Below are 25012 nucleotides of genomic sequence, written 5' to 3' on the forward strand. Positions count from 1 at the left end.
CCTCCTTTTTTTTATCGCAGTATCTTCTCCATCGCCTTCCCCTTCGCCAGCTCGTCGACCAGCTTGTCCAGATAGCGGATCTTCTGCATGAGAGGGTCCTCGACCTTCTCCACGCGCACGCCGCACACCACGCCCGTGATCAGCGAGCTGTTTGGATGAAGCGCAGGCGCCTGCGCAAAGAACTCCCTGAAATTGACGTGCTTGTCGATCTGCCCAGCCAACTGCGCGCCGCTGTAGCCGGTGAGCCAGCAGATGACCTGGTCCACCTCATCCCTGCTGCGTCCCTTGCGCTCCGCTTTCTGCACATACAGCGGATAGACCTTCGAAAACTCCGTGGTGAAAATCCGGTGCTCAGCCATCCCTTTCCTCCATTTCCGTTCCGTATCGTGTGGCGTCATGCAGCCACGTCAGTATGCTATCCGCTCCTCTCGATCAGGAGTAGATGATGACTATTAATTTGCTAGCGAAATCACTCATCGGTATGAGCATCGCAGCCCTGGCAGGCGCTGCAACGGCAGACGAATGCACGCAGGGCTGCCTGCAGAAGCGCTGGGTCTACTGGGGCGGCAACCTCATGAACGCCGATGACTATAACAACTTCCTGGCGCTGCTCCCTCAAGTAAAGCTAAACGGATTCAATGGCGTCGCCCTCTCCAGCGGCGGCAATGGCGCATACAGTGTGTTGATCCAGCCGCAGTATTCCGACGACTGGAAGAACCAGGTCCGCGCCCGCTACCAGCAGGCCCTGGACGCAGCACGCAATGCGGGCGTGGAGCTGATCCCGGTCAGTGCGAACCCGGAAGTGCCGCAGGCAGTCGATCCCTCGCTGATGGAAGCATTCCCGGTCACCACCGACTACCTCGTAGCCAGCCGCGTGGCCAGCGCGCCTTCGCAGAACCTCATTCAGAATCCCGGCTTTGAAGACGCCCAGGTCGGAAGCTGGGCCTATGATCCGTGGGACGCCACCGCAATGGGCGGCGCAATGATCGACACCACAGTCGCGCGCACGGGCAGCAAGTCCTTCAAGCTGAAACCCAAGCTGCAGGAGCCGAGCGACCCCAATGCGCCGCGCAACAATTCCGTCCGGCTGTTCCAGGAACTGCACCTGAAACCGAACAAGGCCTACCGCCTGTCCTTCTACCTGAAAAGCGATGCCTACGCCAAGCCTGAATCGCTTCGCTTGCTGCTGCAGTCGGTTGCCGATGCCTCCAACAGTTCGGTGGCTGTCTACGCCCACGCGGGCCACAATCTGGGCTGGGGCACCGATGGCGCTGGCAAGTGGAACGCCAGCAGCAACAGCGCCACCTTCACCGCCAACCAGAACTGGAAGCAGTACAACGTACAGTTCAACACAGGGAAGTACGCCAATGTCCGCTTCTACATCGGTACCTGGAGCCTTGCGCCGAGCCTTAGCACGGTATGGATCGACGATGTGGTGCTCACTGAAGTCGGCATGTCGATGCGCGTGAACCGTGGCGACGGCAAGGACCTTGTCGTACGTTCCTCAAGCGGGGCCGCCACCTACGTTCAGGGAAGCGACTACACGGTGCAAGGAGAGAAGCTGCAGATCCTGAATCCGGCGATTCCCGATGGGGCCACGCTGAAGGTGAGCTGGCGCCAGTCGGGCGAGCATATTTTCTCTTCCGCGCCACCCGCCATCGCCTGCCAGAACGGCCGCTTCTTCACGATCCAGAAGCAGTTGTACGACGCACTGGCTCCGCTGTTCAACGGCCAGCAGTACGCGACGGGCAATCTCAGCAAGTACTTCATGTACTACGACGAGATTCGCCTGATGAACTGGGAGAAGGACGTGCCGAACTGCTACATGCCCACCGCGGCAAATTATCTGGGCCGAATGGTCAGCGGCGTGCAGGCGCAGCTGCCATCGACCGCGGAGACTCTGGTCTGGAACGACATGTTCGATCCGAACATGAACGCGGTTCCCGAATACTTCCTCGCCAACGGCAGCCTCGTTCAAAGCGACGTCAGCGCCTACGGCCTGCGTCCGCAAACAGTGATCGTCAACTGGACTGGCGGCTCGGATACCAGTGCGTCCGCCAACACCCTGCGCAGGCAATCGCTCGCCTACTTCGCCGACTACAAGCAGGTGGTGGCGCTGTTCTACGACAAACTGGAGAGCACTGACGGGTGGCTGTCATCCATGACGGCGGCGCAGACCGCCGATCCCGCGCTGCAGGTGGACGGCATCATGTACACCACCTGGAACAAGGACTACACCAAGCTTGACGACGTGGCGCAGAAGCTGCGCGCCCACGCTGTCTGGGGCAAGCACTGGCCACCAGCAACTCCATGAAGTACGTTCAGGCGCATCTTGCTGCACCGCGTGTGCGCGATGCGCTGCTTCCACACGTGGTCAAACTACGGTGCCTCCTTCAGTGGGGCAGTCTTATTCTGACTCGTTCTAATTCTCTCGATTCGGTGCTATTCCGATCTACATCAGTCTCAATTTCGCGTGCATGGGTCTAAAACGGTCCACAGATTCACGTCACGAATCTAATTCGATCCCGTTCTTTGGACTGAAAATCTAAAGCGAACTAAATTCCTGTTCTGCCGTCCAATCTTTAGACTCTTTTCGAAAGGACTGAATCATGGGATATGTGGCAAAGCAGGCGGTTTACCTTCCTGTATCTGACTTTCTGGACCTTGAACTCTGTTTGCTGGACACACGTCCAGGCGTCCAGCCGGACGCCTTCGTGACGGAGCTTGTAAGGCGCTGGCTGGCAGTTGAGATGGAGAGGCTCTCGCTGCGTAAGAACGGCAGGGCGATGCGCGGCTATCAATGGAAGAATATCTTTCTACCAGACGGAACTAGTCTTCGAACAAGTTATCAGGGCACCATCGAATTCGCCAAGGTTGTCGGAGACCGCATTGTTTCGGACGATGGCGCGACGTTGACGCCATCGTTGTTTGCCAATCGCCATGCAGAAGGCCGCAACGCCTGGCGCCTTGTGTGGCTCCGCTTTCCCGGCGATTAATACTGGGTACGCGCCGCCAATTGCAGGACGCGGTTTGACGAACTGCTGCGAGAACAGTCTAAAAACCAGATGGCGGCAGACCAAAACAGTCTAGCCATCCATGGCGCATAGTCTATTCTGGTCTAAAGGTTTCATTGTGAAGACGAAACCGGTCTAAAGAAATTGAAGGCTCCGCGATTCTAGACTGTTCTAGATCGAACAAGAGCGGTTTCGAGCAAATTAGAACGGGTGCCCGAAAGGGAAGGGGACACCACGGATACGGTATGTTCGCTAAAGGAGCTCAGGAGTTCCAAAGCACCTGCTGGCGGCGGGGGCCGAGCAGGCCGGCCTTGTAGTCGCGCCAGACGTGGTTGATGGCCCAGAGTGCGATGGGGAGGATGGTGAAGAAGGTCAGCCAGTCCACGATTTTCCAGCTGTTGTCTTCGACCGGATGGACCGGTTTGGCGAAGGCCTGGTATTTGTGGCCGGTGTAGGCTGCGCCGATGATCTGGCCGTCGTCGGTGATCTTAGTCGTCAGATAGTGGCTGTTCCGGTTCGGCAGGATGCGCATGGCGCCGTTCTCGTAGACGAAGGTGAGGGGAGCGTTGTCGCCGGAGCGGATGGTGCCCACCACCGTGCCTTCGCGGTTGATGCCGGTGGCGTAGCTGTTGCCCTTGGCGATCATGGCGCCCAGGTCGACCACTCGGTCACCGTCCCACAGAACGGCATGCCACTTGCGGTCCGCGGTCTCGGAGGCGCCCACCACAACGCCCTTGTCGTTGATCGCCATCGCGGCGCTGACGCGGCCGCCCAGCGTCGGCAGTTCCTTCATGCCCTGTTCCGGCGTGTAAAGGAAGGCGCGGCGGAAGCCGTTGGCGTTCTGCGCGGCGCCCACCACTTGGCCTTGGGCGTTCAGCGCGGTGGCGTAGCTGTTCTTGCCGCCGAAGGTGCCGAGGTCCTTCATCTCCTTGCCGTCGTGGACGAAGGCATGGAAGGTGCGGCTGTCCACGTCCGCGTAGCCCGCCACGGCGCCGTCGCGGTTGATGGCGATGGCGAGGCTGCTGCGGCCGCCCACCGTGCCGAGGTCGCGCATGCCGTTTTCTTCGTCGTAGGTGAAGGCGCGCCACGCGCCGCTGCCATTCAGCGCGCCGCCGATCACGACGCCCGCGTGATTGACGGCGGTGGCGTAGCTGTCGCTGCCGCCCAGGGTGCCGAGTTTGATGAGTTTTCCCTGGCGGGCCAGTATGGCGTGGCGGATGCCGTCCGAATCCCTGACTTCGCCCACCACGTCGCCCGCGATGTTGACGTCCGCTGCAATGCTTTCTTCATTCCGGCCTTCGCCGAAGCCAGTTTGCGCCTGTGCCGCGCCATGCAGCAGCAGGGTGAGACCGATTGCAGCGAATGCTTTCATGCGTCCTCCGTGGGGTCAGGATTTTTTTCTCTACTATACGTTATTATTCCGCTCAGATTTCCTCACATTGTCACAGGCGGAAAATGAAAGTTTGCATCGTTGGCGCTGGCGCCATCGGCGGTTTTATCGGCACCCGGCTGGCTGCGGCGGGCGGGGTGCAGGTCAGCGCGCTGGCGCGGGGCGCAACGCTGGATGCCTTGCGCATCCATGGCTGGCGCCTGCGCGAAGGAGATGCCTTGCTGACGGCGCCCCTTGCCCAGGCATCGGACAGCGCGGCCGATCTGGGCGTGCAGGACCTCGTCGTCATTGCCGTCAAGGGCCCTGCGCTGGGCGCCATCGCTGCGGCCATCGGTCCGCTGATCGGCGAGCGTACGGTGGTGCTGCCTGCCATGAATGGCGTGCCATGGTGGTTTGGCGGCAGCACTGGGCCGCTGGACAGCGTCGATCCCGGCGGACGTATTGCTGCCGCCATTCCCTATGGCCAGGTGCTGGGCTGCGTGGTGCATGCTTCCACGTCCCAGGCCGAGCCGGGCCTGGTGCAGCATCGCATGGGCAAGGGATTGATTGTGGGCGAGCCGGAGGGCGGCGAGTCGGCGCGTGCGCGCGTGGTGGCTGGGCTGCTGTCGGACGCGGGCTTCGAGGTCACGCTGTCGCCGCGCATCCGCTACGATATCTGGTACAAGCTGTGGGGGAACATGACGATCAATCCCGTGTCGGCCATCACGGGAGCCACTGCCGACAGGCTGCTGGACGATCCGCTGGTGAGCGCCTTCTGCATCGCGGCGATGCGCGAGGCTGCGGCCATCGGGGAGCGAATCGGCTGTGCCATCAGCGAAACGCCGGAGGACAGGCAGCTCGTCACCCGCAAGCTGGGCGCTTTCAAGACGTCGATGCTGCAGGATGTGGAAGCGGGCCGGCCGATTGAGCTGGACAGCATTGTGGCTGCCGCGCGCGAGATCGGCCAGCGCGTTGGCGTGGCAACGCCCAATATCGACGCGCTGCTGGGGCTGACGCGCCTGTTCGCACAGGTGCGGGGTCTGTATTAGACCTTGCGCACGAACTCGGACTTGAGGCTCATGGCGCCGAAGCCTTCGATCTTGCAGTCGATATCGTGGTCGCTGTCCACAAGGCGGATGTTCTTGACCTTGGTGCCTTGCTTGATCACGCCGCCGGAACCTTTCGGCTTCAGGTCCTTGATGACGGTGACGGTGTCGCCGTCCTGCAGCACGTTGCCGGAGGCGTCGCGGTAAACACGCGCGGTCTCGGTGTCGGCGGCGCTGGCGCTCCATTCGTGGGCGCATTCGGGGCAGATGTAGTTGCCGCTGTCCTCATAGGTGAATTCGGACTTGCATTGCGGGCAGGGTGGCAGGGAGCTCATAAAAAATGGAAGGTAAACGGCGAAAACCGTAAGTATACTAGGAGACAGGAATGTTGGACAAAGAGATGCTTGAGCGGCTGGAGAATCCCATCTGGGCGGCGCTGAACAGCGCACAGGCGGAGCTGGCGCACAAGGCGGGCGACATGAAGTTCTTCGCGGCGGAAGTGGCGCCATTCTGCGCCGTTCCGCGCGACGGCATGCCGCTGCCAGCGACGGACCTGGAATACCTGCCGCCGCAGGTCTACTTCCTGGGCGCGATTCCGCAGGTGCCGCCCGAATGGACCATGACCCAGCTCTCCGGCGTGGTGCAGATGGTGTACGACGGGCCGAAGGTGGAGAAGCCCCGCGCCGATGGCGTGACCGTGCTCGATTCGGAAGACCCGGCCATGGTGGAGCTGACCGACGTCGCCTTCCCGGGCTATTTCCGGCGGCGCACCGGCATCCTGGGAACCTATCTGGGCATCCATCAGGACGGAAAGCTGGTGGCCCTGAGCGGAGAGCGCATGCATCTCGGCGACTGCCGCGAGGTGAGCGCCGTGTGCACGCATCCGGACTACCGCGGCCGGGGTTACGCCAACCTGCTGATGCAGCACATCATGTACGGCATGCAGGAGCAGGGCAAGACGCCTTTCCTGCACGTGGGCGCCGCCAATGCAAAAGCCCAGGCCCTGTACCAGGCGCTGGGCTTCAAGGTGACACGCGAGCTGCCGCACACACGGCTTGTGCGTCCGGCCGGGCTGTAATCAGTCCCCAGCCTTCACTTCGCCAACGCCCATCACGGACTTGTTCATCTTTTTCGGGTGGCCGTAGTAGACCAGGTTGCCCATGCCGCGCACCACGGCATTGAGCGTGTCCTGCGCATGGATGCGCACTTCGCCGATGCCGTCGAAGTTCACGTCCGTGCGCTGGGCTTTCAGGTCGCGCAGGTCCACTTCACCCACGCCCTGACCCTTCACGCGCAGCCAGTTCACCTGGCCGCTGCCTGCCAGTCGGCCGGCGCCCTGGAAGCTCAGGTCGATGCGCTCTTCCTTGATGTCTTTCAGCACTACCTGGCCGGCGCCTTCCACCACGCATTTCACCAGCGAAGGGACGGTGATGATGATCTTGTCGCCGTCCATGATGTTCACGCTCTTGTTCTTTTCCAGGTAGGTGATCTTCAGCTCTTCACCTTCCACCTGCATGCCGATCTTTTTGATGAAGGTCTCGCGGCCGGTGATGGTGACCGACTGCGCCTTGCCTGCACGGACTTCGAGGTCGATGGGGCCGTTGATGGCGATGGCGCGGAAGGGAGAGAAGGTGCGCTTGTCCTCGGCCGCGTGAGCGGCGCTGGACAGCAGCAGGGCGGTGATCAGGAGGAAGTGTCGCATTGGGTTATCCCTTTTTATGAGTTGTGGCGACGTTTATTCTATGTCCTTCCGGCCCGGATGTTGATGAATTGCGACGAACTGCAGGAATTCGAGGTTGAATGGCTTGATTTACGGTTCTTCAGGCACCAGCAGGAGCAGGTCCGTGGCACCGACATCGATGCCTTCCTGGGACAGCAGCGTCGTGACCTGGCCGCGATGGTGGGTCTGGTGGTTGAAGAAGTGCATGAGCAGGCTGAAGAAAATGCGCCTGGACGGAACGCCCTTGAAGGAGCTGTAGGCGAGGGCGCAGTCCAGGTCCGCATCCGGGATCGAGTCGGCGAACACGATGATGAGTTCATCGAAGCGCGCACGCTGGGCGCGCAGTTCGGCGAAGTCCGTGAACAGCGGCTCGCCCAGGGCGGCGGGGAAGGGCAGCTGGCGAACCGGCTCCAGCACGGCATAGGCCGATGGATGCATGGCGAAGCGCTTGAGCCAGACCGTGTCGGCCACCATCAGGTGGTTGAGCGTTCCCATGATGGAGCCGAAAAAGGCCTTGCGGTCCAGGTTCAGCGCCTCGGCGGACAGCGTGCCGGCGGCCTCGTAGATTTTCTCGTTCATCCACTGGTTGTAGCGCGCCATGTGGCGCACGTGGCTGGTTCGGTCCATGCAGATCGTTCTCTCTGTGTTGAATGAGACAGGCCCCGGATGGGGCCTGTCTTCGGGGGGCGCGGGACTTAGCCCGTATTGCGCAGGCCTGCCGCCACGCCGTTGATGGACAGGTGGATGCCGCGGTGAACGCGCGGGTCGGCCTTGTCCGGCGTATTGGCCAGGGAGCGGTGCCGCTTGATCAGCTCAACCTGCAGGTGGTTCAGCGGGTCGAGGTAGGCGAAGCGGTTGGTGATGGAGCGCGCCAGCAGCGGGTTGCCCGCCAGGCGTTCCGTCGCGCCGGTGATCGCTTCCAGGCAGGCCAGCGTGTGCGTGTACTCCTCGCAGATGCGCTTGAAGATACGCTCGCGCAGCTCGCGGTCCGCCACCAGCTCAGCGTAGCGCGAGGCGATGGCCAGGTCCGTTTTTGCCAGCACCATGTCCATATTGGACAGCAGCGTGGCGAAGAAGGGCCAGTGCTGGTACATCTGGCGCAGCTGTTCGATGCGCTCCTCGCGCTTGCCCTCGGCGATCCACGCGCCCACGGCGCTGCCGAAGCCGTACCAGCCCGGCAGCAGCAGGCGGCACTGGCCCCAGCTGAAGCCCCAGGGAATGGCGCGCAGGTCTTCGATGCGCTTGGTGGACTTGCGCGAGGCCGGGCGCGAACCCAGGTTCAGTTCCGCGATCTCCGCAATCGGCGTGGCGGCGAAGAAGTAGTCCGTAAAGCCGGGGGTCTCGTACACCAGGTTGCGGTAGGACTTGTAGGCGAAGTCGGAAATCTGCGACATCACCTCCTCGAAGCCCGCCAGCTGCTCTTTCTGCGCGCTGCCCGAAGGCGGCGGCAGCAGGCTCGCTTCCAGCGTGGCCGCGACCAGCAGTTCAAGGTTGCGTCGGCCGATTTCCGCATTGGAGAACTTGGAGGCGATGATCTCGCCCTGTTCCGTCAGGCGGATTTGCCCGTTCACGGTGCCTTTCGGCTGCGCCAGGATGGCGTCGTAGCTTGGACCGCCGCCGCGGCCGACCGTGCCTCCCCGGCCGTGGAAGAGGCGCAGCTTCACGCCCGCTTTCGCGAACACGTCGATCAGCGCGATCTCGGCCTTGTACAGCTCCCAGTTCGAGGTGAGGAAGCCGCCGTCCTTGTTCGAGTCCGAGTAGCCCAGCATGACTTCCTGGATGCGGCCCTGGCGTTCGATGAGCTGCTTCACCAGCGGCAGCGCCATCACGCTTTCCATGATGCCCGCGGCGCGCTGCAGGTCGGGAATGGTTTCAAAGAGCGGAATCACCATCAGGTCCGCCACGTTGCCGCCTTCGCCGTCCTGGCGCAGCAGGCCGGTTTCCTGCTGCAGCACCAGCACTTCCAGCAGGTCGGACACGGTCTCCGTGTGCGAGATGATGTAGTTGCGGATGGCCCGCTCGCCGTAGCGCTGGCGGATTTCGCGCGCGGCGCGGAAGATGCTCAGCTCCGACTCGGTCTCCGGCGAATAGGCGATGTACGGCGAATACAGGAGGCGTGGCTGGGAGAGCTCGGCCAGCAGCAGCTTCACCTTCGCGTCCTCGTCCAGCGAGGCATAGTCGGCATGCGCGCCGGACTTGGCGAACAGCTCGGCCAGCACGCGCTCGTGGATGTCCGAACTCTGGCGCATGTCCAGCGAGGCGAGGTGGAAGCCGAAGATGTCGGCGGCGCGCTTGAGCGTCGTCAGGCGCGGACGGGCCAGCATGGCGCCGTGGTTCGCTTCCAGCGAATCGATCAGCACCTGCAGGTCGGCCGAGAACTGGGCGGGCGACTCGTACGGCTCGGCGTGGCCCACTTCCTTGCGCAGGATATTGGTGGCGCCCAGCGCGCGGGCCGTGCTGGCCAGGCGGGCGTAGATGCCGATCAGGGCGCGGCGGTAAGGCTCGTCCGAGCGATGGTCGGACTGGTCGGGCGAGGCGTCGGCCAGGGCCTGCAGCTCGGGGCTGCAGGCCACCATCAGCATGGAGATGGAGAGGTCCGCGCCCAGCGCATGCGCTTCGTCCAGGTAGAAGTCGATGACGGTGGTGGCCTGGCGCTCGAGCGCGTGCTTCATCGTGCCCGCGTTCACGTTCGGGTTGCCGTCCCGGTCGCCGCCGATCCAGCTGCCCATTTGCAGATAGGCGGACTTGATGCTGCTTGGCTGCTCCTGGCCATACTGTTCGGCGATTTCTTCCTCGATATCGTCGTACAGGCCCGGCACCTCGTTCAGGAAGGTGATGCGGTAGTAGGAGAGGGCGTTCTCGATTTCGTCCGCCACGGTCAGCTTGGTGTAGCGCAGCATGCGCGTCTGCCACAGCGTGGCGATGCGCGAGCGCAGCATGTGCAGGTTCGCGGCGCGCTCCCTCGGCGTCAGCGGCAGGTCGCGCTCGGCCAGCAGGCGGGCGATGTGGCGTTCCGCGTCCAGAATGGACTTGCGCTGCACTTCCGTTGGGTGAGCCGTCAGAACGGGCGCGATCAGGGCGTCGGCGAAGAAGCCGTCCACGGTGTCCTTGTCCACGCCGGCCTCTTTCAGCTTGCCCAGGGCGTAGTTGATGCTGCCGCGCTGCGGGGCCGAACCGGCCAGCAGGTGGGCGCGGCGGCGGCGGATGTGGTGCTGGTCCTCGGCGATATTGGCCAGGTGGGAGAAGTAGGAGAAGGCGCGCACCACCGAAATGGTCTGTTCGCGCGTCAGGATCTTCAGCATGCCGTCCAGTTCCTTGGCGGCGCCCGCATCGGCTTCGCGGCGGAAGCGCACGGCGGTCTGGCGAATGGTTTCGACCACGGCGAACACTTCTTCGCCTTCCTGCTCGCGCAGCACGTCGCCGAGCAGGCGGCCGAGCAGGCGGATATCTTCTTTCAACGGGGCGTCTTTATCCACGCCGGACGGTTCGTCTGTTGCACTAGCTTGTTTTACCATAATTGATAAGTCACAAAGATGATGAGTGTCGGTGCAAGAGGCTTGTGGCCGAAGGCTGCATTAAGAGCGCGTGCTAAAATTTATGGTCTTGAAAACACGCGCAGGTAACTGGTGAACGCCGGTGAGCGTTAGCAACAGCGAAAGAACTGGTTTTGAATACTCCTGAATTGGCCTTGCAGGTCCCTTCCAAGTTGGTGATCGCCTCCCGCGAAAGCCGCCTCGCCATGTGGCAGGCGGAGCATGTGCGCGAGCGCTTATCATTATTATATCCGCAGTGCAGCATAATTATTCTTGGAATGACCACCAGGGGCGACCAGATCCTCGACCGCGCCCTGTCCAAGGTGGGCGGCAAGGGCCTGTTCGTGAAGGAGCTGGAGGTGGCCATGGCCGAAGGCCGCGCCGACCTCGCCGTGCATTCCCTGAAGGATGTGCCGATGGAGCTGCCGGAAGGCTTCGCCCTGGCCGCCGTGCTCGAACGCGAAGACCCGCGCGACGCCTTCGTTTCCAACGACTACGCCTCGCTGGCCGAGCTGCCGCCCGGCGCCGTCGTGGGAACGAGCAGCCTGCGCCGCCAGTCGCTCATCGCGGCGCGCTTCCCGCACCTCGTCATCAAGCCGCTGCGCGGCAACCTGGATACGCGCCTGGGCAAGCTGGATCGCGGCGACTATGCCGCCATCATCCTCGCCGCCGCGGGCCTGAAGCGGCTGGGCGCCGAGCACCGCATCCGCGCGCTGCTGGATCCGTCGGACAGCCTGCCCGCCGCAGGGCAGGGCGCCATGGCGATTGAAATTGCGCAGCGCAGCGACGGCGTGGACCTGAAAGCGCTGCTGGCCCCCCTCAACCATCAGCCGACGGCGCAGGCGGTGACCGCCGAGCGCAAGGTGTCCAAGGTGTTCGGCGGCAGCTGCCAAGTGCCGCTGGCGGCCTTCGCCACCGTGGACGGCCACCAGATGCACCTGCGCGCCATGGTCGCCACCCCGGACGGCAAGCGCATGGCCAAGGCCGAAGTGCAGGGCCTGGCCGTGGACGCCGAACAGCTGGGCGAGCAGGTGGCCGACAAGCTGCGTGCGCAGGACGCGGTCGATATTCTCGCCGCCTGCGTGGCGGAAGCCGCAGCCGCCGACGCGTCGCCGCAGGCAGCGCCCGGCCGCCCGGCCGGCGCCTGATCCGCACGGCGCGGATGTCCACGGTCGTCATCACCCGCCCGCTGGCCCAGGCGCAGCCGCTTGCGGCGCGCATTGCCGCGCTGGGCCGCGACGTGGCCGTGCTGCCCCTGCTGGACATCTCGCCGCTGCCCGATACCACGGCCCTGCGCGCCACGCTGGCCCGCGCAGCGGACTACGCGCTGCTGGCCTTCGTATCGCCGAATGCCGTGGACGCGGCCTTTCCCCATATTCCCCAATGGCCCCATGGGCTGGGCGCCGCCGTGGTGGGCGAGGGCAGCCGCGCCGCACTGCTGGCGCATGGCGTGCCTGCGCAGGACATCGTCAGCCCGGCCGACCCGGCAGCGAGCGATTCCGAACACCTGCTGAAGGCCCTGGACCTGGAGGCCTTGCAGGGCCGCCGCGTGCTGATCGTGCGCGGCGAATCGGGCCGCGAACTGCTGGCGGACAGCCTGCGCGCGGCAGGCGTGCTGGTCGACACCGTGGCGGCCTACCGCCGCGCCGTCCCGCCGCTGGACGACGCCTTTGCGGCGAGGCTGAGCGAGCTGACCGCGGAGCCGAACGACTGGATCGTCACCAGCTCGGAAGCCTTGCGCGGCCTTCTGCGGAGGCTCGAAGAACTCGACGGACAGGCTGCTGTTGCTAAAATGCAACGACAACATTTGCTTGTCCCCCATGCCCGGATTGCCGAAACGGCAAAATTAGCGGGTTTTCACCGTGTGACGCTGACCGGATCAGGCGACGACCGGCTAGTGGCCGCGTTACAATTACGATCATGAGCGATTTACCTACTATTCCCGACCCGGCAGCTCCGAAAGGCAATGCCGCGGAAGCCACCCCGATCCCCGCCGCGCCAGTGACCGTTCCCGCCGAACCCGGCCTCGCGGACGCGCTGCAACGCCCGCTGACGATTGCCGTCATCGTGCTGGGCATTCTGCTCGCCGCCGAAACCTGGACCTCGCACAAGCAGGTGCGCGGCCTGCGCGAGGAAATGGCGCGCCGCCTGCAGAAGGGCGACGCCTCGAACGCGGAAACGGGCCAGATCGTGCGCCAGGTGCAGGAATCGACCAAGGAGCTCCAGATCAAGGTGGGGGTGCTGGAAGGCCGCCAGCAGGAAGCGCAGAGCCAGCAGCTCGCGCTGGAACAGCTGTACAACGACCTCTCGAAGAACCGCGACGAATGGGCGCTGGCCGAGATCGAGCAGGTGCTCTCCACCGCCAGCCAGCAGCTCCAGCTGGCCGGTAACGTCTCCGGCGCCCTGATCGCGCTGCAGAATGCGGACCGCAGCCTGTCCCGTTCCGACAAGCCCCAGTTCATCACCATCCGCCGCGCCATCGCGAAGGACATGGAAAAGCTCAAGGCCCTGCCAAGCGTGGATTCCGTGGGCCTGGCCGTGCGGCTGGACAATGTGATCGCCCAGGTCGACACGCTGCCCATGCTGGCGGACGAGAAGCCGACCCTGCCCGCAGCGCCCGAGAAACCGGCGGCCAAGCCGTCGAAGAAAGGCCGCGCCGCCAAGGAAGCGCCGCCCGAGCCGGTGGAAAGTCCGTGGCTGGCGAAGCTCCAGGGCACCTGGAACGCCTGGAGCAGTGAAATGTGGACCGATGTGCGCCAGCTGATCCGCGTGCGCAGCGTGGACACGCCGGACGCCCTGATGCTCTCGCCGGGCGAAGCCTACTTCCTGCGCGAGAACCTCAAACTGCGGCTGCTGAACGCGCGCATGGCCCTCCTGTCGCGCAACGAGGCGGCCTTCCGCGCCGACCTGCTGGCCGCCCAGGAAGCCCTGGTGCGCTACTTCGACACGCGCGCCAAGCAGACCCAGACCGTGCAGGCGCTGCTGCGCCAGGTCCAGGGCAGCAACCTGGCGATCGAGATGCCGACGCTGGCGGACAGCCTGAACGCCGTGCGCAACTACAAAGCGAAGCCCTGACCCATGCGCGTATTCCTCTGGTTACTGGCCTTGATGGCCGCCGCCATCGGCATCGCGGTGACGGCCCGCTTCAATCCCGGCAACGTGGTGCTGTTCTATCCTCCATACCGCGTCGACCTTTCGCTGAATTTCTTCGTGCTGCTCGAAGTGCTGCTGTTCGGCCTTCTGTACGTGCTGGTGCGCACCGTGCGCGCCACGCTGCGCATGCCGGAACGCGTGGCCGCCTACCGCCAGCGCAAGCGCGAACGTGACGGCAACAAGGGCCTGCGCGATGCGCTCAAGGCCCTGTTCGAAGGCCGCTTCGGCCACGCGGAGAAAGCGGCCCTGCGCGCCGCCGAACTGCCGGAGAACGCCGGCGTGGCAGCCTTGATCGGCGCCCGCGCCGCCCACCGCATGCGCCAGAACCACCGCCGCGACCAGTGGCTGAACCGCATCGCGGACGACAACGCCATGAAGACGGCGCGCCTGATGACGGTGACCGAGCTGCTGGTGGACGACCACCAGCCGGAAGCCGCGCTGGCTGCCGTGCGTGAACTCAATGCCAGCGGCACCCGCCATATCCATGCCCTGCAATGGTCACTGAAGGCCGAGCAGCAGGCCAAGAACTGGCCGGAAGTGCTGCGCCTTGTGCGCTCGCTGGACAAGCACAAGGCCCTGCACCCGGCCCTTTCGGCCCGCCTGCGCGAACTGGCCTACGACGATCTGCTCTCGGACAAGATGCACGACGCCGAATCCGTGCAGCGCGTGTGGGCCTCCATTCCCCAGGCCGACCGCGTGAAGCCTTACGTGGCCTGCCGCGCCGCCACGGCCCTGAATGCGCGCGGCCTGCACGACGAGGCCCGCGTGGTGGCCGAGGAATCGCTGGCCGCCAACTGGGACGAGCGCGTGGTGCGCGCCTACCGCGATGCGGCCGCTCCGGCCGGATCGGCCGCGCTCCTGGCCCAGATCGAGCATTGCGAAGCCTGGGTGCGCGAGCGCCCGGCCGATGCGGAACTGGCGCTCACGCTCGGTTCCCTCTGCCTGAAACAGAAGCTCTGGGGCAAGGCCCAGCGCTACCTGGAGCAAGCCCTGTCCGACGCCACCGAACCCCGCATGGTGCGCGAAGCCCATCTGAAACTGGCCCAGCTGCATGAGGCGCTGCAGCAACCGGAAGAGGCCGCCAGCCACTACCGCCAGTGCGCGCTGGCCACGATTCTCTAGCGTGTTGCGGCGCACAAAGTGCGCCGCCTTCGCTATAATTGTCTGCTTGTCCAAATCCCCCAAAGCGTTTCAACGAGGAAAAAATGAGTCTGAACAAAGTACCGGCTGGCCGCGACCTGCCGAACGATTTCAATGTGATTATCGAGATCCCGATGAATGCGGATCCGATCAAGTATGAAGTGGACAAGGAATCCGGCGCCATCTTCGTGGACCGCTTCATGGGCACCGCCATGCACTATCCGTGCAACTACGGCTACGTGCCGAACACCCTGTCCGCCGACGGCGACCCGGTGGACGTGCTGGTGATTACCCCCTTCCCGCTGATCCCCGGCGTGGTGGTGCGCTGCCGCGCCATCGGCGTGCTGAAGATGACCGACGAAGCCGGCCAGGACGCGAAAGTGCTGGCCGTGCCGGTCGACAAGGTGCTGCCGATCTACAAGCACTGGCAGAAGCCGGAAGACCTGCAGGACCTGCGCCTGCAGCAGATCCAGCACTTCTTCGAGCACTACAAGGACCTGGAGCCGGGCAAGTGGGTGAAGATCGATGGCTGGGGCGGCCCGGACGACGCGAAGGAAGAGATCCTGAACGGCGTCGCTACCTACAAAAAAGAAAACCCCTAAGCTTCAAGCTTGCACGAAAGGCGCCTCTGGCGCCTTTTTTCATGCCCTGTCGAACAAACTCATCAGAGGAGGTGCGCAGTGCTGAACGATACCCAAAGCGACACGCGGCAGCTGCGCGGCTGGCTCGCCGCCACCGCGCGCAAGGATGCCGAAGCCTTCCGCTGTCTCTACAACGCCACGTCGGCGAAACTGTTTGGCTTTGCCTTGCGTATACTCCGGAAGAGGGAGCTGGCCGAAGAGGCGCTGCAGGAGAGCTTTATCGCCGTGTGGGAGCACGCGCACAGCTACCAGGAGCAGCTGGCCGCCCCCATGACCTGGATGACGGCCATCGTGCGCAACAAGGCGCTGGACCTGCTGCGCCGCCTCCAGGACACCATCGACATCGATGCCGAGCAATTCGACGAGGCCACCATGAACGCGCTGGACAGCCCTGAAACGAGTCCCATCGACGCGCTGCTGCTGGGCAGCGATGCGAAGGCGCTGGCGCGCTGCATGTCCCTGCTCGACGCCAGCCACCGCCAGGTGCTGGGACTGGCCTTCTTCCACGAGTTCTCCCACAGCGAAGTGGCGCAGCAGCTGGCGCTGCCCGTCGGCACGGTGAAGAGCTGGATCCGGCGCAGCCTGGAACGCCTGCGCGCCTGCCTGTCGGAGAGGGGCCGCCCATGAACTACCGCGACAAGCCCGAACTGCGCGACAAGCTGGCCGCCGAATACGTGCTCGGCACGCTGAAGGGCGGCGCGCGCCGCCGCTTCGAAGGCTGGCTGCACAACGACGCGGCCTTGCGCCGCACCACGGACGAATGGCGCGACCGCCTCATGCCCATGGGCGAATTCGCCGGCAGCGCCGAGCCGCCCGCGCGGGTGTGGAAGGATATCGAACGGCGCCTGAACCTGCGTACGGGCGCCGGGCCTTCGAAGTGGAGCGCCTCGCTGAACTTCTGGCGTTCGCTCGGCATGGCGTCCTCCGGCCTCGCCGCGGTGCTGGCGGCGGTGCTGGTGCTGCGCAGCCCCGCAGCGCCTCCCGTCGACCACGTGGCCACGCTCACGGATGCCCAGTCGCAGGCGGCCATGCTGCTGACGGCGGACAGCCGCCGCAATACCCTCGACGTGCGCGTCCTGAGCGCGCTGCCCGTGGCGGACGACAAAACCCTGCAGCTCTGGGCCATCAACCGCGCGGGCAAGCCTCGTTCGCTCGGCATCCTGCACGACAGGCGCGGCACGCGGCTGGCATTGGCCCAGGCCACCGGCAGCGACGTGGCGCTGCTTGCCATCAGCCTGGAGCCGAAGGGAGGTTCGCCCGACCCGGCCGGGCCTACCGGGCCTGTGCTGTACAAGGGCAGCTGGATGGCCGTGCTCTGATCAGAACTCGCCGGAGAGCGTGAGGCGCAGGCTGCGCGGCTCGCCGGGCTTGATGTGGATGTCCCTGATGGCGGGCGTTGGAGAGGCGCGCAGGAGCGAGGTGTCGAAGTAGTCGATATCGCCCGCACGGCGGTTGAACAGGTTGAGTACATCGAGCACCAGCGTGGTCCTCTTGCCGAAGGCGTAGCCCACGCTGGCCGAGGCCAGCGCCGCGGAGCCGCCGCGCGCGCTGTTGTCCTCCGTGAGCGGGTGCGGCCCGAAGTAGCGCCACTGCAGGCATCCGAACCACTGGCCGCCGGGATTCACTGCAATGCCTGCGGTAAGCACCTTGCCGGGCGAGCCCGGAATGTGGCTGCCAGCAGGATTCGCGCCCCGGTAGCGGGCGCGCGTGGCGGCAAGATCCAGGTCCAGCACCAGTCCGGGACTTGGCGAATACTGCCCATTCCACTCGGCGGTGTGCACGGTGGCCGCCCGCTCTGCGCCGGTATCGCCCGCAGCGTCACGGTATAGAGGGTCGGCATCCAGATCGAAGGTCCGCAGCGACAGGCGGCTTTGCAGGCCGCCTGCCTGCGCCGTGTTCTGCGGCAGGACCTGCCAGCCGAAAGCGCGTTCGCCCAGCCATGCCGCCGAAACCAGCATGATGGCGAGCGAACCGCCTGTGAGCACCACGCGCCGGTACACCCAGCTTGCCCGCACCGAATAGGCCAGCGGCAGGAACAGGGCCACAATGGCCAGCTGGCCCAGTTCCACGCCCACATTGAACCCTGCCAGCGCCACGGCACGCGCGCCGTTCGGCAGCCCGAGGTCCGCAAGGACGCTGGCGAAGCCGAAGCCGTGAATCAGGCCGAAGGCGAAGGCCGCCACCCAGCGCCGCCTGTCCACCAGCGGGAACAAATTGTTCAGCGCCGCCACCAGCACGGATGCGGCGATGGCCGATTCCACCCAGCGCGAAGGCAGGGATGCCAGCTGCATGGCCGCCAGCGTGAGGGTGATGGAATGCGCCACCGTGAAAGCGCTGACGATCTTGAGCACGTCCAGCGCCGCGCTGCGGAAGCCGGGCCGCAGCACCGCCGGCAGCAGCAGGGAGACGAGAAACAGAATGTGGTCGAAGCCGATCCAGATATGCCAGACGCCGTGCCTTGTGTAGTCGGCGAAGCTCGCCAGCAGGCCCGGTCCGGCCAGCGCCACTTCCTGCTCAGGTTTGTCCACGCCGAGGATGGCGGTGCTGGTCCGGCTGCCGTGCTCGATGCGCACCAGTCCCTTGTGCTGCGGGTCCGTCTCCGCAAACAGGCGGTAGGCGATGCGCAGCGTGGCGGCTGCCGGGCAGGCGGCGCGGAAGCGCAGCACGGAGTAGGCCCCGTCGGTATGCCGGTCGATCAGCTGTTCGCCGCCTTCGATCGTGCAGGACGCGGCTCCCGAAGCCAGTTGCAGGCGTTCGAGCGCATACCGTTCGATGGCGGCGTGGCGGCTGCGCACTTCGTCCCACGTGAGCTTTCCGTCGCCATCGCCATCGAGGCCGATGGCATAGTCCAGGTCGCGCAGTGCGATATCCCATTGGCCCTCGATATGGTCCCCTGCGGTGCGAAGGGCGAGGTAGCTGTCGCTGGGTTTGTGGGCGGAAGCGGCGCCACAGGCGAACAGCAGAAGAAGCAGCAAGCGTTTCATGACAGTGCTCCCAGCTGCCGGCGCAGGGAGGCCAGCGTGACATCCTCCACGCCATGCCGGTCGAGCCACTGGAGCACCGGTGCGGCAGCGGCGCGGTTGCGTGCATGAAGGGCGGCTTCGAGCAGGATGCGCATGTCCGCCACCTCCTTCTGCACCTGCCAGTTGCTTTGAGCCAGGGCCAGTGCCTTGCGGCCATCCTGCATCAGTTCCAGCTCGAAGCGCGCGTGCTCGCGTTCGTGGACGCTGTCGCCGCGCTGCACGGCGGCGTCGAAACGCGCGCGCAGCTCGCCTATGCTGGTCCGCAGTCCGGCGGGATCGCTGTTCATGCGTTTCAGCGCAATGGCGTAGCGCAGCAGCAGTGCATCGATGCGGCGGTGCGGCGCAAGCAGGTCCGCTGCTTCCTGCGGCCGCTTCCGGTCCAGCAGGAAGTCTGCATAGGCGCCGAGCAGGTAGCTGTCGCGGGGGCTTGCCGCCAGCGCGCTGCGGAAGCGGGCCTCGGCGGCCGTGGTGTCGCCGCGCCGCACTGCCATTTCCGCCAGCAGGGTGAGAGACCACGGTTTCAGCTCCGCGCTGCTGTCTCCGTTGCGCTCCAGCGTTGTGGCGAGCAGCCGTTCGCTGGTGGCCAGCCTCCCGCTGATGCTCGCGGTATTGGCAAGGCAGGTGACGGCAGCCAGCGTTTCGGCGATGGTGGAAAGCCGTGCGCAGCTGGCAGTGGCTCCCGCGTAGTCGCCGGTCACCGTTTGCACGGTGGCGCGCGTGAGCCAGGCCTGCGCGTTTCGCGGTTCGCTGGCGACAATGGCGTCCAGGTCCTGCAGGGCGGCGCCGAAGCGGTGGGTCGATTGCAGCAGGGTGGCGCGCAGCAGGCGCACCTCCGTTGGCGGCGCCGCGCTGCGCCACCACGGCGACAGGGCCGCCTGGGCGTAGCCGAAGTAGCGCGGGTCCGTTTCGGCGCGCCCGAGGGCGATGTAGCGCTGCGCCAGGCTGGATGCCAGCTCCGCATCGCTGGGGCGCCCGTCGAGCTGGCGGCGCAGGGCCACGAGTTCCAGTTGTCTTGCGTTTGCGCGGGCGGGCAGGGTTTCAAGCACTTCATTGCCTGAGCGCGGAATATAGGGCGCTGCATGAATGCAGGCGGATGACAGCATGACCAGAGCGGCCAATGGAATCCGGTATTTCATCATCATCCCCTTCTTGAGTGTGGGGAAGCGGACCGGCATCGGCCGGTCCGCGTGGCAGGCTGCGCTCAGTTGAGCGCAGCTGGTTCCGTGTCCTCGGGCGAGGTGGCGGCCATCGCATCGACCGATGTGGGTTCGGTATCATCGGACTCCGAGGCGCTCGCCGAAAGAACGGCGCTGAAGAAGCTGTCGGCCATTGTCGTGGCAGACATTGTGGGCGGGCTGGCGGCGGTGCCGCCCGTGTCGCTGCCGCCGCAGGCACTCAGGATCAGAGCGCAGGTCAGGGCCAGGGCTTTCATGTCGGCCTCCTTACTGCTGCGGCGAGCCGGGGATCGGCGTCTTCAGGTAGGGGAAGGCGGCGGTGAAGGCGCTCGCATCCAGGTAGGCGCCATCCGTGAAGCGGATGGTGCCTGCCGGGGCATCGGACGGACGGCAGCCGATGTTCAGGGTGCACAGCTTGCCCATCACCACGCGCAAGGCGATATCCACCACGTCGTCGCCGGGACGGCGTCCGTTCGGGAAACCCGCGTTGTCGCCGTCGATCACGCCGAGCCGTTTCTGCGCACCCATCGGCACGGGAGCGATGGACGTATTCAGGCGCAGCATCTCGGAGGGCGTTACCGTCGCGGGCTGGTTCAGGCCCTTGACGCCGGTGAGAAAGAGCGTCACGAGATCGTTGCGCGGGAAGTTGGTCGGGGCCTTGGCGCCGGCGTTCCCGAACAGGATCTCGATCAGGGCAGGGAAGGTGGGGTTGGTGACGTAGGTGGCGAACTGGGAATCGGTGGAAGGCTTGCTGTGGTTGAAGCGGTCCTTGTCCTTCAGGCCGATCACCAGTTCGTTCACGAGCGGCATTCCAAGGCGCGAGACCTGCGTCCAGGCGCCGCCCGTCTTGGCGGGGCCAAATGGTCCGCCCGGAACGGGGTTCAGCAGGCGGACCTGGCGCAGGCTGGCAGTGGTCCAGCCTCCGATTACCGGCTCGCTGGCCGAGGCCGTGAGGCAGGGAATGGCCACCTCCAGTTCGATGGAGGTGATGTTCTTGTCGTCCAGATCGTCGCGCGCATTGCGCTCGGCGTTCGGATTGAACTCCACGGCCGGGGCCTTGTAGTTGATGAGGTCGAAAGTCTCGCCCAGATTGACCGCGAAGGGGTCCTTGCGCTGGCCGACGAACATGCGGCCCGGTGTGCCGCAGCCGGGAATGTTCACCGTGTACATATGCTTCGCGGCATAGGCGGGGTAGTCCGGAATCGACTTGTTGCCGATGTTGTCGAGCGGCTTGTCGAAGGTGCTGCCGCCGGCGGCATTCGTGACGGCGGCGCGCGAGCCGCCGCGGCGGTCGCCGCGCACCATGGTGACCGTGTAGGTCTCGCGCACGTTCGCCCCATCGGCATTCGGCCCGGCGATGGCGCCGCCGTTGATGACGAGCGGGATCGAAACCTTTTTTTCGCCCACGGTAAATTGCGTGTCCTTGTTCGTGTTGTTGAAGCGGAACTGGAAGGTGATGTCTTCCTTGGCGTCGCCGTTGTTGTCGATATGAATCTCGTACAGGGCATCGGCATCCATCTGGAAGAAGTTGGGGCCGCCGTAGGCATCCTGCAGCGGCACGTAGTTTGCGATCAGCGTCACGAAACCGGCGCGGCCCGTTTCATAGCTGCGGAACATGTAGAAGTCGGTTCCATCCACCTTCGGCGCCTTCGTGATGAAGGGCGCCTCGCGGTGGCTGGAAGCGATTGCCTGTGGCGTCAGGCCAAGCGAGAGAGTATTGCAGACCAGTGCCGCCAGCACGGACTGCTTGAGCAGATGAGACATTTCAATCCTCCAGGACAAGGTGATGTTGGGTGCTGCATCGGCTTATACGCAGGGAGGAGAAAACTGGATTCAGGCGCGAACAGACTCCTTCAAATTTTTTTGAAGGAGAATGCTGCGGAGTAAGAAGCTGGCGGCTAGCCCTTGAACGGATTGCGCTCGTTCAGCTCATCGAGATAGCTGTCGACCCCGCCGCCTTCGCGCGCGAGGAAGCGTTCGATGGCATCGGAGAGGGCCGGATGCGCGAGCCAGTGCGCGGACCAGGTCTTGGTGGGCAGGAAACCGCGCGCCATCTTGTGCTCGCCCTGCGCGCCGCCCTCGAAGGTGGCAATGCCGTTGGCGATGCAGAACTCAAGCGGCTGGTAGTAGGCCGTTTCGAAATGCAGGCAGGGCACGTGCTCGATGGCGCCCCAGTAGCGTCCGTAGAGCGTGTGGCCGTTGTGGACGACGAGCGAGGATGCGATGCGTTCGCCGTTCCGTTCCGCCGTCACCAGCAGCAGATTTTCCGGCATGGTGCGGCCGATGCGGCGGAAGAAATCAAGGTTCAGATAAGGCGAGGAGCGATGCTCGGCATAGGTATTGCTGTAGCAGCGGTGGAAGAAGCGCCAATCCTCATCGCCCGCGTCGGCGCCGCGTATCTGGCGCATCGTCACCCCGGCCTCGCGCACCTTGCGGCGTTCGGCGCGGATATTCTTGCGCTTCTTGTGTTCAAGGGTGGCGAGGAAGGTGTCGAAATCCGGATAGCCCTGGTTCAGCCAATGGAACTGGATACCGCTGCGCAGCAGGAAGCCTGCGTCCTCCAGCTGCTGCACCTGATCCTCGGGCGGGAACAGGATATGCGTGGACGACATGCCTGCCGCCTGCTGCTGCGCGCCCAGGAAGGCGATCAGCGCCGCACGGGCTTCGGCATCGCGTGCCAGCAGGCGCGGGCCGGTGACCGGCGTAAAGGGAATCGCCGACAGCAGCTTGGGGTAGTACTCGATGCCGTTACGGTGATAGGCATCCGCCCAGGCCCAGTCGAAGACGTATTCGCCGTAGGAATGCGACTTCACGTAGAGCGGCATGGCGGCGGCCAGTTCCTCGCCCTGCCAGAGCACCAGATACTGCGGCTGCCAGCCGGTATCCGCGCTGGCGCTGCCCGACTCGTGCAGCGCATGGAGGAAAGCGAAGGAGAGGAAAGGATTCGGCGCGCGATCCGGCTCCTGTTTCGCCAGCAGGGCAGTCCAAGCCGCCTCGCCGGCTTCCTCCAAGGAAGAGATCACCCCAGTGCGATAGTTCATCGCGCCATTGTACTGAGATTTCGCTTTCCCTACAGCGGGAAGCATGGCTGGGATGGCAATGTTAGAATCGTTGTCATTGACCGGGGAATCTGCTTCGTATGGCGCTATCTTTCCATAATCTGTATTCGCATGAGTTTGTACGGCTGAGCGTGGGCGTGCCACGCTGCCGGGTGGCCGATCCGCTGTTTAATGCGGAGCAGACGATCCGGCTGGCCGAGCAGGCCGCCGCCGAGGGGGCGATCCTGATCGCTTTCCCGGAGCTGGGCCTGTCCGCCTATTCGAACGACGATCTGTTCCATCAACGCGCACTGCTGGATGCCACGCTTGCCGCGCTGGGCATGGTGGTGGAGGCGTCGAACCGTATTCCGGTTACCATGATCGTGGGCGCGCCGCTGCGCGTCGATCATCGCCTGTTCAACTGCGCCGTCGTGGTGGCGGACGGGAAGATCCAGGGCGTGGTGCCCAAGATCTATCTGCCCAACTACAACGAGTTCTACGAGGTGCGCCAGTTCAGCACCGCCGACGACGCCATCTCCACCGAGATCGAGCTGCTTGGCCAGCGCGTGCCTTTCGGCGCCCATCTGCTGTTCCAGGCAGCGAACCTGCCTCTCATGAAGTTTCACGCCGAGATCTGCGAGGATGTATGGGTGCCGATTCCGCCGTCGTCCTTCGGCGCCTTGGCCGGGGCCACGGTGCTGGTGAACCTTTCGGCCTCGAACATCGTGGTCGGCAAGGCGGATTACCGCCACCAGCTGGTGGGGCAGCAGTCCGCGCGCTGCATGGCCGCTTACCTGTATTCCTCGGCGGGACGCGGCGAATCGAGCACCGATCTGGCCTGGGACGGCCAGGCGCTCATCTACGAGAACGGCGAGCTGCTGGCCGAGGCGGGCCGCTTCGAGGACGAGTCGCACCTGATCTTCGCGGATGTGGACCTGGAGCGCCTGTCGCGCGACCGCATGCGCACCAATACCTTCGGCCAGTCCATGCGCCGCCATCAGGCCGATATCGCGAAGTTCCGCACCGTGAGCTACGAAATGCGCCTGCCGCGCCAGGACGAGCTGCCGCTGCGCCGCACGGTTGCGCGCTTCCCGTACGTGCCCGCCAATCCGGCCCTGCGCGACAGGCGCTGCAACGAGGTCTATAACATCCAGGTGCAGGCATTGATCCAGCGCCTGTCGTCCACCGGCATGAAGAAGGTGGTGATCGGCATCTCTGGCGGCCTGGATTCAACGCATGCGCTGCTGGTGGCGGCGAAGGCGATGGACCGCCTCGGCCTGCCGCGCACGAACATCCTCGCCTACACCATGCCGGGCTTCGCGACGAGCGAGCGCACCTTGCAGCAGGCGAGGGCGCTGATGCAGTTCGTGGGCTGCACCGCTTCCGAGATCGACATCCGCCCGAGCTGCATCCAGATGCTGGCCGATATCGGCCATCCCTACTCGGAAGGCAAGGAAGAATACGACGTCACCTTCGAAAACGTGCAGGCGGGCGAGCGCACCAGTCATCTGTTCCGCCTCGCGAACCACCACAACGGCATCGTGATCGGCACCGGGGACCTGAGCGAGCTGGCGCTGGGCTGGTGCACCTACGGTGTGGGCGACCATATGTCGCACTACAACGTGAATGCGAGCGTGCCGAAGACGCTGATCGCCCACCTTGTGCGCTGGGTGGCCGAGAGCCGCCAGTTCGGCGAGGCCGATTCGCAGGTGCTGCTGGACGTGGTCAATACCGAGATCAGCCCCGAGCTGGTGCCGGGCAAGAAGGACGACAAGGCGCCCGCGCAAAGCACGCAGAGCATCATCGGTCCCTACGAGCTGCAGGACTTCAACCTGTACTACACGCTGCGCTTCGGCTTCGCGCCAACCAAGATCGCCTTCCTCTCGCTCCATGCGTGGAAGGACCGCAGCGCAGGCGCCTGGCCCGAAGAGGCGCACGTCGCGCGCAACCAGTACACGCTGAAAGAGATCAAGCACAATCTGGGCATCTTCCTGCACCGCTTCTTCAAGACCAGCCAGTTCAAGCGTTCCACCGTGCCGAATGCGCCCAAGGTGGGGTCCGGTGGATCGCTCTCGCCGCGCGGCGACTGGCGCGCGCCGAGCGATTCGGAATCGGTGGTGTGGATGGAAAACCTCAAGTCCGTGCCGGATGCCTGAGCCA

At 64.7% G+C, this 25012-nt stretch carries 23 protein-coding genes; 12 read left to right on the forward strand and 11 right to left on the reverse strand.

The window, feature by feature from the left end:
• Window positions 1-11: 11 nt before the first annotated feature.
• Window positions 12-359 carry a DUF2200 domain-containing protein gene (locus tag LSQ66_RS05430; protein WP_231768777.1) on the reverse strand — a complete coding sequence of 116 codons (348 nt, stop codon included), beginning with the start codon at window positions 357-359 and terminating at the stop codon, window positions 12-14.
• A 122-nt stretch (window positions 360-481) separates the two neighbouring features.
• Here LSQ66_RS05430 and LSQ66_RS05435 point away from each other — a divergent pair, with 122 nt between their 5' ends.
• A complete protein-coding gene (locus LSQ66_RS05435; RefSeq protein ID WP_231768778.1) occupies window positions 482-2314 on the forward strand; it encodes a carbohydrate binding domain-containing protein in 1833 nt (610 codons plus the stop codon).
• A 295-nt stretch (window positions 2315-2609) separates the two neighbouring features.
• Window positions 2610-2996: a hypothetical protein gene (locus LSQ66_RS05440; protein WP_231768779.1), complete on the forward strand. Its 387-nt coding sequence runs from the start codon at window positions 2610-2612 to the stop codon at window positions 2994-2996.
• Between the two features lie 280 nt (window positions 2997-3276).
• Here LSQ66_RS05440 and LSQ66_RS05445 read toward each other — a convergent pair whose 3' ends face one another.
• Window positions 3277-4386 carry an HAF repeat-containing protein gene (locus tag LSQ66_RS05445; RefSeq protein ID WP_231768780.1) on the reverse strand — a complete coding sequence of 370 codons (1110 nt, stop codon included), beginning with the start codon at window positions 4384-4386 and terminating at the stop codon, window positions 3277-3279.
• Window positions 4387-4469: 83 nt separating this feature from the next.
• Here LSQ66_RS05445 and LSQ66_RS05450 point away from each other — a divergent pair, with 83 nt between their 5' ends.
• Window positions 4470-5432 (forward strand): 2-dehydropantoate 2-reductase, encoded by a 963-nt coding sequence (locus tag LSQ66_RS05450; protein ID WP_231768781.1) that lies wholly within the window; start codon window positions 4470-4472, stop codon window positions 5430-5432.
• Here LSQ66_RS05450 and LSQ66_RS05455 read toward each other — a convergent pair.
• Window positions 5429-5764, reverse strand: coding sequence for a zinc ribbon domain-containing protein YjdM (locus LSQ66_RS05455; protein ID WP_231768782.1), 336 nt, complete (start codon window positions 5762-5764; stop codon window positions 5429-5431). The genes LSQ66_RS05450 and LSQ66_RS05455 overlap by 4 nt on opposite strands.
• Before the next feature lie 50 nt (window positions 5765-5814).
• Here LSQ66_RS05455 and LSQ66_RS05460 point away from each other — a divergent pair, with 50 nt between their 5' ends.
• Window positions 5815-6507 (forward strand): GNAT family N-acetyltransferase, encoded by a 693-nt coding sequence (locus LSQ66_RS05460; RefSeq protein WP_231768783.1) that lies wholly within the window; start codon window positions 5815-5817, stop codon window positions 6505-6507.
• On the opposite strand, the gene LSQ66_RS05465 is transcribed toward LSQ66_RS05460, so the two are convergent.
• The 3 genes from LSQ66_RS05465 to ppc form a co-directional block, all read right to left on the reverse strand.
• A complete protein-coding gene (locus LSQ66_RS05465) occupies window positions 6508-7131 on the reverse strand; it encodes a head GIN domain-containing protein (protein ID WP_231768784.1) in 624 nt (207 codons plus the stop codon).
• A 108-nt stretch (window positions 7132-7239) separates the two neighbouring features.
• On the reverse strand, window positions 7240-7776 hold the full coding sequence (locus tag LSQ66_RS05470) for a DinB family protein (RefSeq protein ID WP_231768785.1): 537 nt from the start codon (window positions 7774-7776) through the stop codon (window positions 7240-7242).
• Window positions 7777-7844: 68 nt separating this feature from the next.
• Complete coding sequence (gene ppc, locus LSQ66_RS05475) at window positions 7845-10664, reverse strand: phosphoenolpyruvate carboxylase (RefSeq protein ID WP_231768786.1); 2820 nt, start codon at window positions 10662-10664, stop codon at window positions 7845-7847.
• A 167-nt stretch (window positions 10665-10831) separates the two neighbouring features.
• On the opposite strand from ppc, the gene hemC reads away from it, so the two are divergent.
• The 7 genes from hemC to LSQ66_RS05510 all read left to right on the forward strand — a co-directional run bounded on the left by hemC (window position 10832) and on the right by LSQ66_RS05510 (window position 16935).
• Window positions 10832-11830, forward strand: a complete 999-nt coding sequence (gene hemC, locus LSQ66_RS05480) for a hydroxymethylbilane synthase (RefSeq protein ID WP_269449176.1) — start codon at window positions 10832-10834, stop codon at window positions 11828-11830.
• Window positions 11831-11844: 14 nt separating this feature from the next.
• Window positions 11845-12606, forward strand: a complete 762-nt coding sequence (locus LSQ66_RS05485; protein ID WP_231768787.1) for a uroporphyrinogen-III synthase — start codon at window positions 11845-11847, stop codon at window positions 12604-12606.
• The gene (locus LSQ66_RS05490; RefSeq protein ID WP_231768788.1) at window positions 12603-13757 is read left to right on the forward strand and encodes a uroporphyrinogen-III C-methyltransferase; all 1155 of its coding nucleotides are present in this window, start codon (window positions 12603-12605) and stop codon (window positions 13755-13757) included. The genes LSQ66_RS05485 and LSQ66_RS05490 overlap by 4 nt, the downstream gene beginning before the upstream one ends.
• A 3-nt stretch (window positions 13758-13760) precedes the next feature.
• Window positions 13761-14957: a heme biosynthesis protein HemY gene (locus LSQ66_RS05495; RefSeq protein WP_269449145.1), complete on the forward strand. Its 1197-nt coding sequence runs from the start codon at window positions 13761-13763 to the stop codon at window positions 14955-14957.
• 83 nt (window positions 14958-15040) lie between these two features.
• A complete protein-coding gene (gene ppa, locus LSQ66_RS05500; protein WP_231768789.1) occupies window positions 15041-15577 on the forward strand; it encodes an inorganic diphosphatase in 537 nt (178 codons plus the stop codon).
• Window positions 15578-15655: 78 nt separating this feature from the next.
• The gene (locus LSQ66_RS05505) at window positions 15656-16243 is read left to right on the forward strand and encodes a sigma-70 family RNA polymerase sigma factor (RefSeq protein WP_231768790.1); all 588 of its coding nucleotides are present in this window, start codon (window positions 15656-15658) and stop codon (window positions 16241-16243) included.
• Window positions 16240-16935, forward strand: a complete 696-nt coding sequence (locus LSQ66_RS05510; RefSeq protein ID WP_231768791.1) for an anti-sigma factor — start codon at window positions 16240-16242, stop codon at window positions 16933-16935. Before LSQ66_RS05505 ends, LSQ66_RS05510 begins: the two co-directional genes overlap by 4 nt.
• Here the strand turns inward: LSQ66_RS05510 and LSQ66_RS24780 are convergent, their stop codons facing one another.
• The 5 genes from LSQ66_RS24780 to LSQ66_RS05540 form a co-directional block, all read right to left on the reverse strand.
• Window positions 16936-18600, reverse strand: coding sequence for a HupE/UreJ family protein (locus LSQ66_RS24780; protein ID WP_307730244.1), 1665 nt, complete (start codon window positions 18598-18600; stop codon window positions 16936-16938).
• Window positions 18597-19781 carry a tetratricopeptide repeat protein gene (locus LSQ66_RS05525; protein WP_231768792.1) on the reverse strand — a complete coding sequence of 395 codons (1185 nt, stop codon included), beginning with the start codon at window positions 19779-19781 and terminating at the stop codon, window positions 18597-18599. Before LSQ66_RS05525 ends, LSQ66_RS24780 begins: the two co-directional genes overlap by 4 nt.
• Window positions 19782-19840: 59 nt before the next feature.
• Entirely contained in the window at window positions 19841-20071 is a 231-nt protein-coding gene (locus LSQ66_RS05530) for a hypothetical protein (RefSeq protein ID WP_231768793.1), read from the reverse strand.
• A 10-nt stretch (window positions 20072-20081) separates the two neighbouring features.
• Entirely contained in the window at window positions 20082-21578 is a 1497-nt protein-coding gene (locus tag LSQ66_RS05535) for a DUF4331 domain-containing protein (protein WP_231768794.1), read from the reverse strand.
• Window positions 21579-21712: 134 nt separating this feature from the next.
• Window positions 21713-22855 (reverse strand): GNAT family N-acetyltransferase, encoded by a 1143-nt coding sequence (locus LSQ66_RS05540; protein ID WP_231768795.1) that lies wholly within the window; start codon window positions 22853-22855, stop codon window positions 21713-21715.
• Between the two features lie 98 nt (window positions 22856-22953).
• On the opposite strand from LSQ66_RS05540, the gene LSQ66_RS05545 reads away from it, so the two are divergent.
• The gene (locus LSQ66_RS05545; protein ID WP_231768796.1) at window positions 22954-25008 is read left to right on the forward strand and encodes an NAD(+) synthase; all 2055 of its coding nucleotides are present in this window, start codon (window positions 22954-22956) and stop codon (window positions 25006-25008) included.
• The last annotated feature ends 4 nt before the right edge of the window (window positions 25009-25012 follow it).

Source organism: Massilia endophytica (genome assembly GCF_021165955.1).
Classification (GTDB): Bacteria; Pseudomonadota; Gammaproteobacteria; order Burkholderiales; family Burkholderiaceae_D; genus Rugamonas; species Rugamonas endophytica.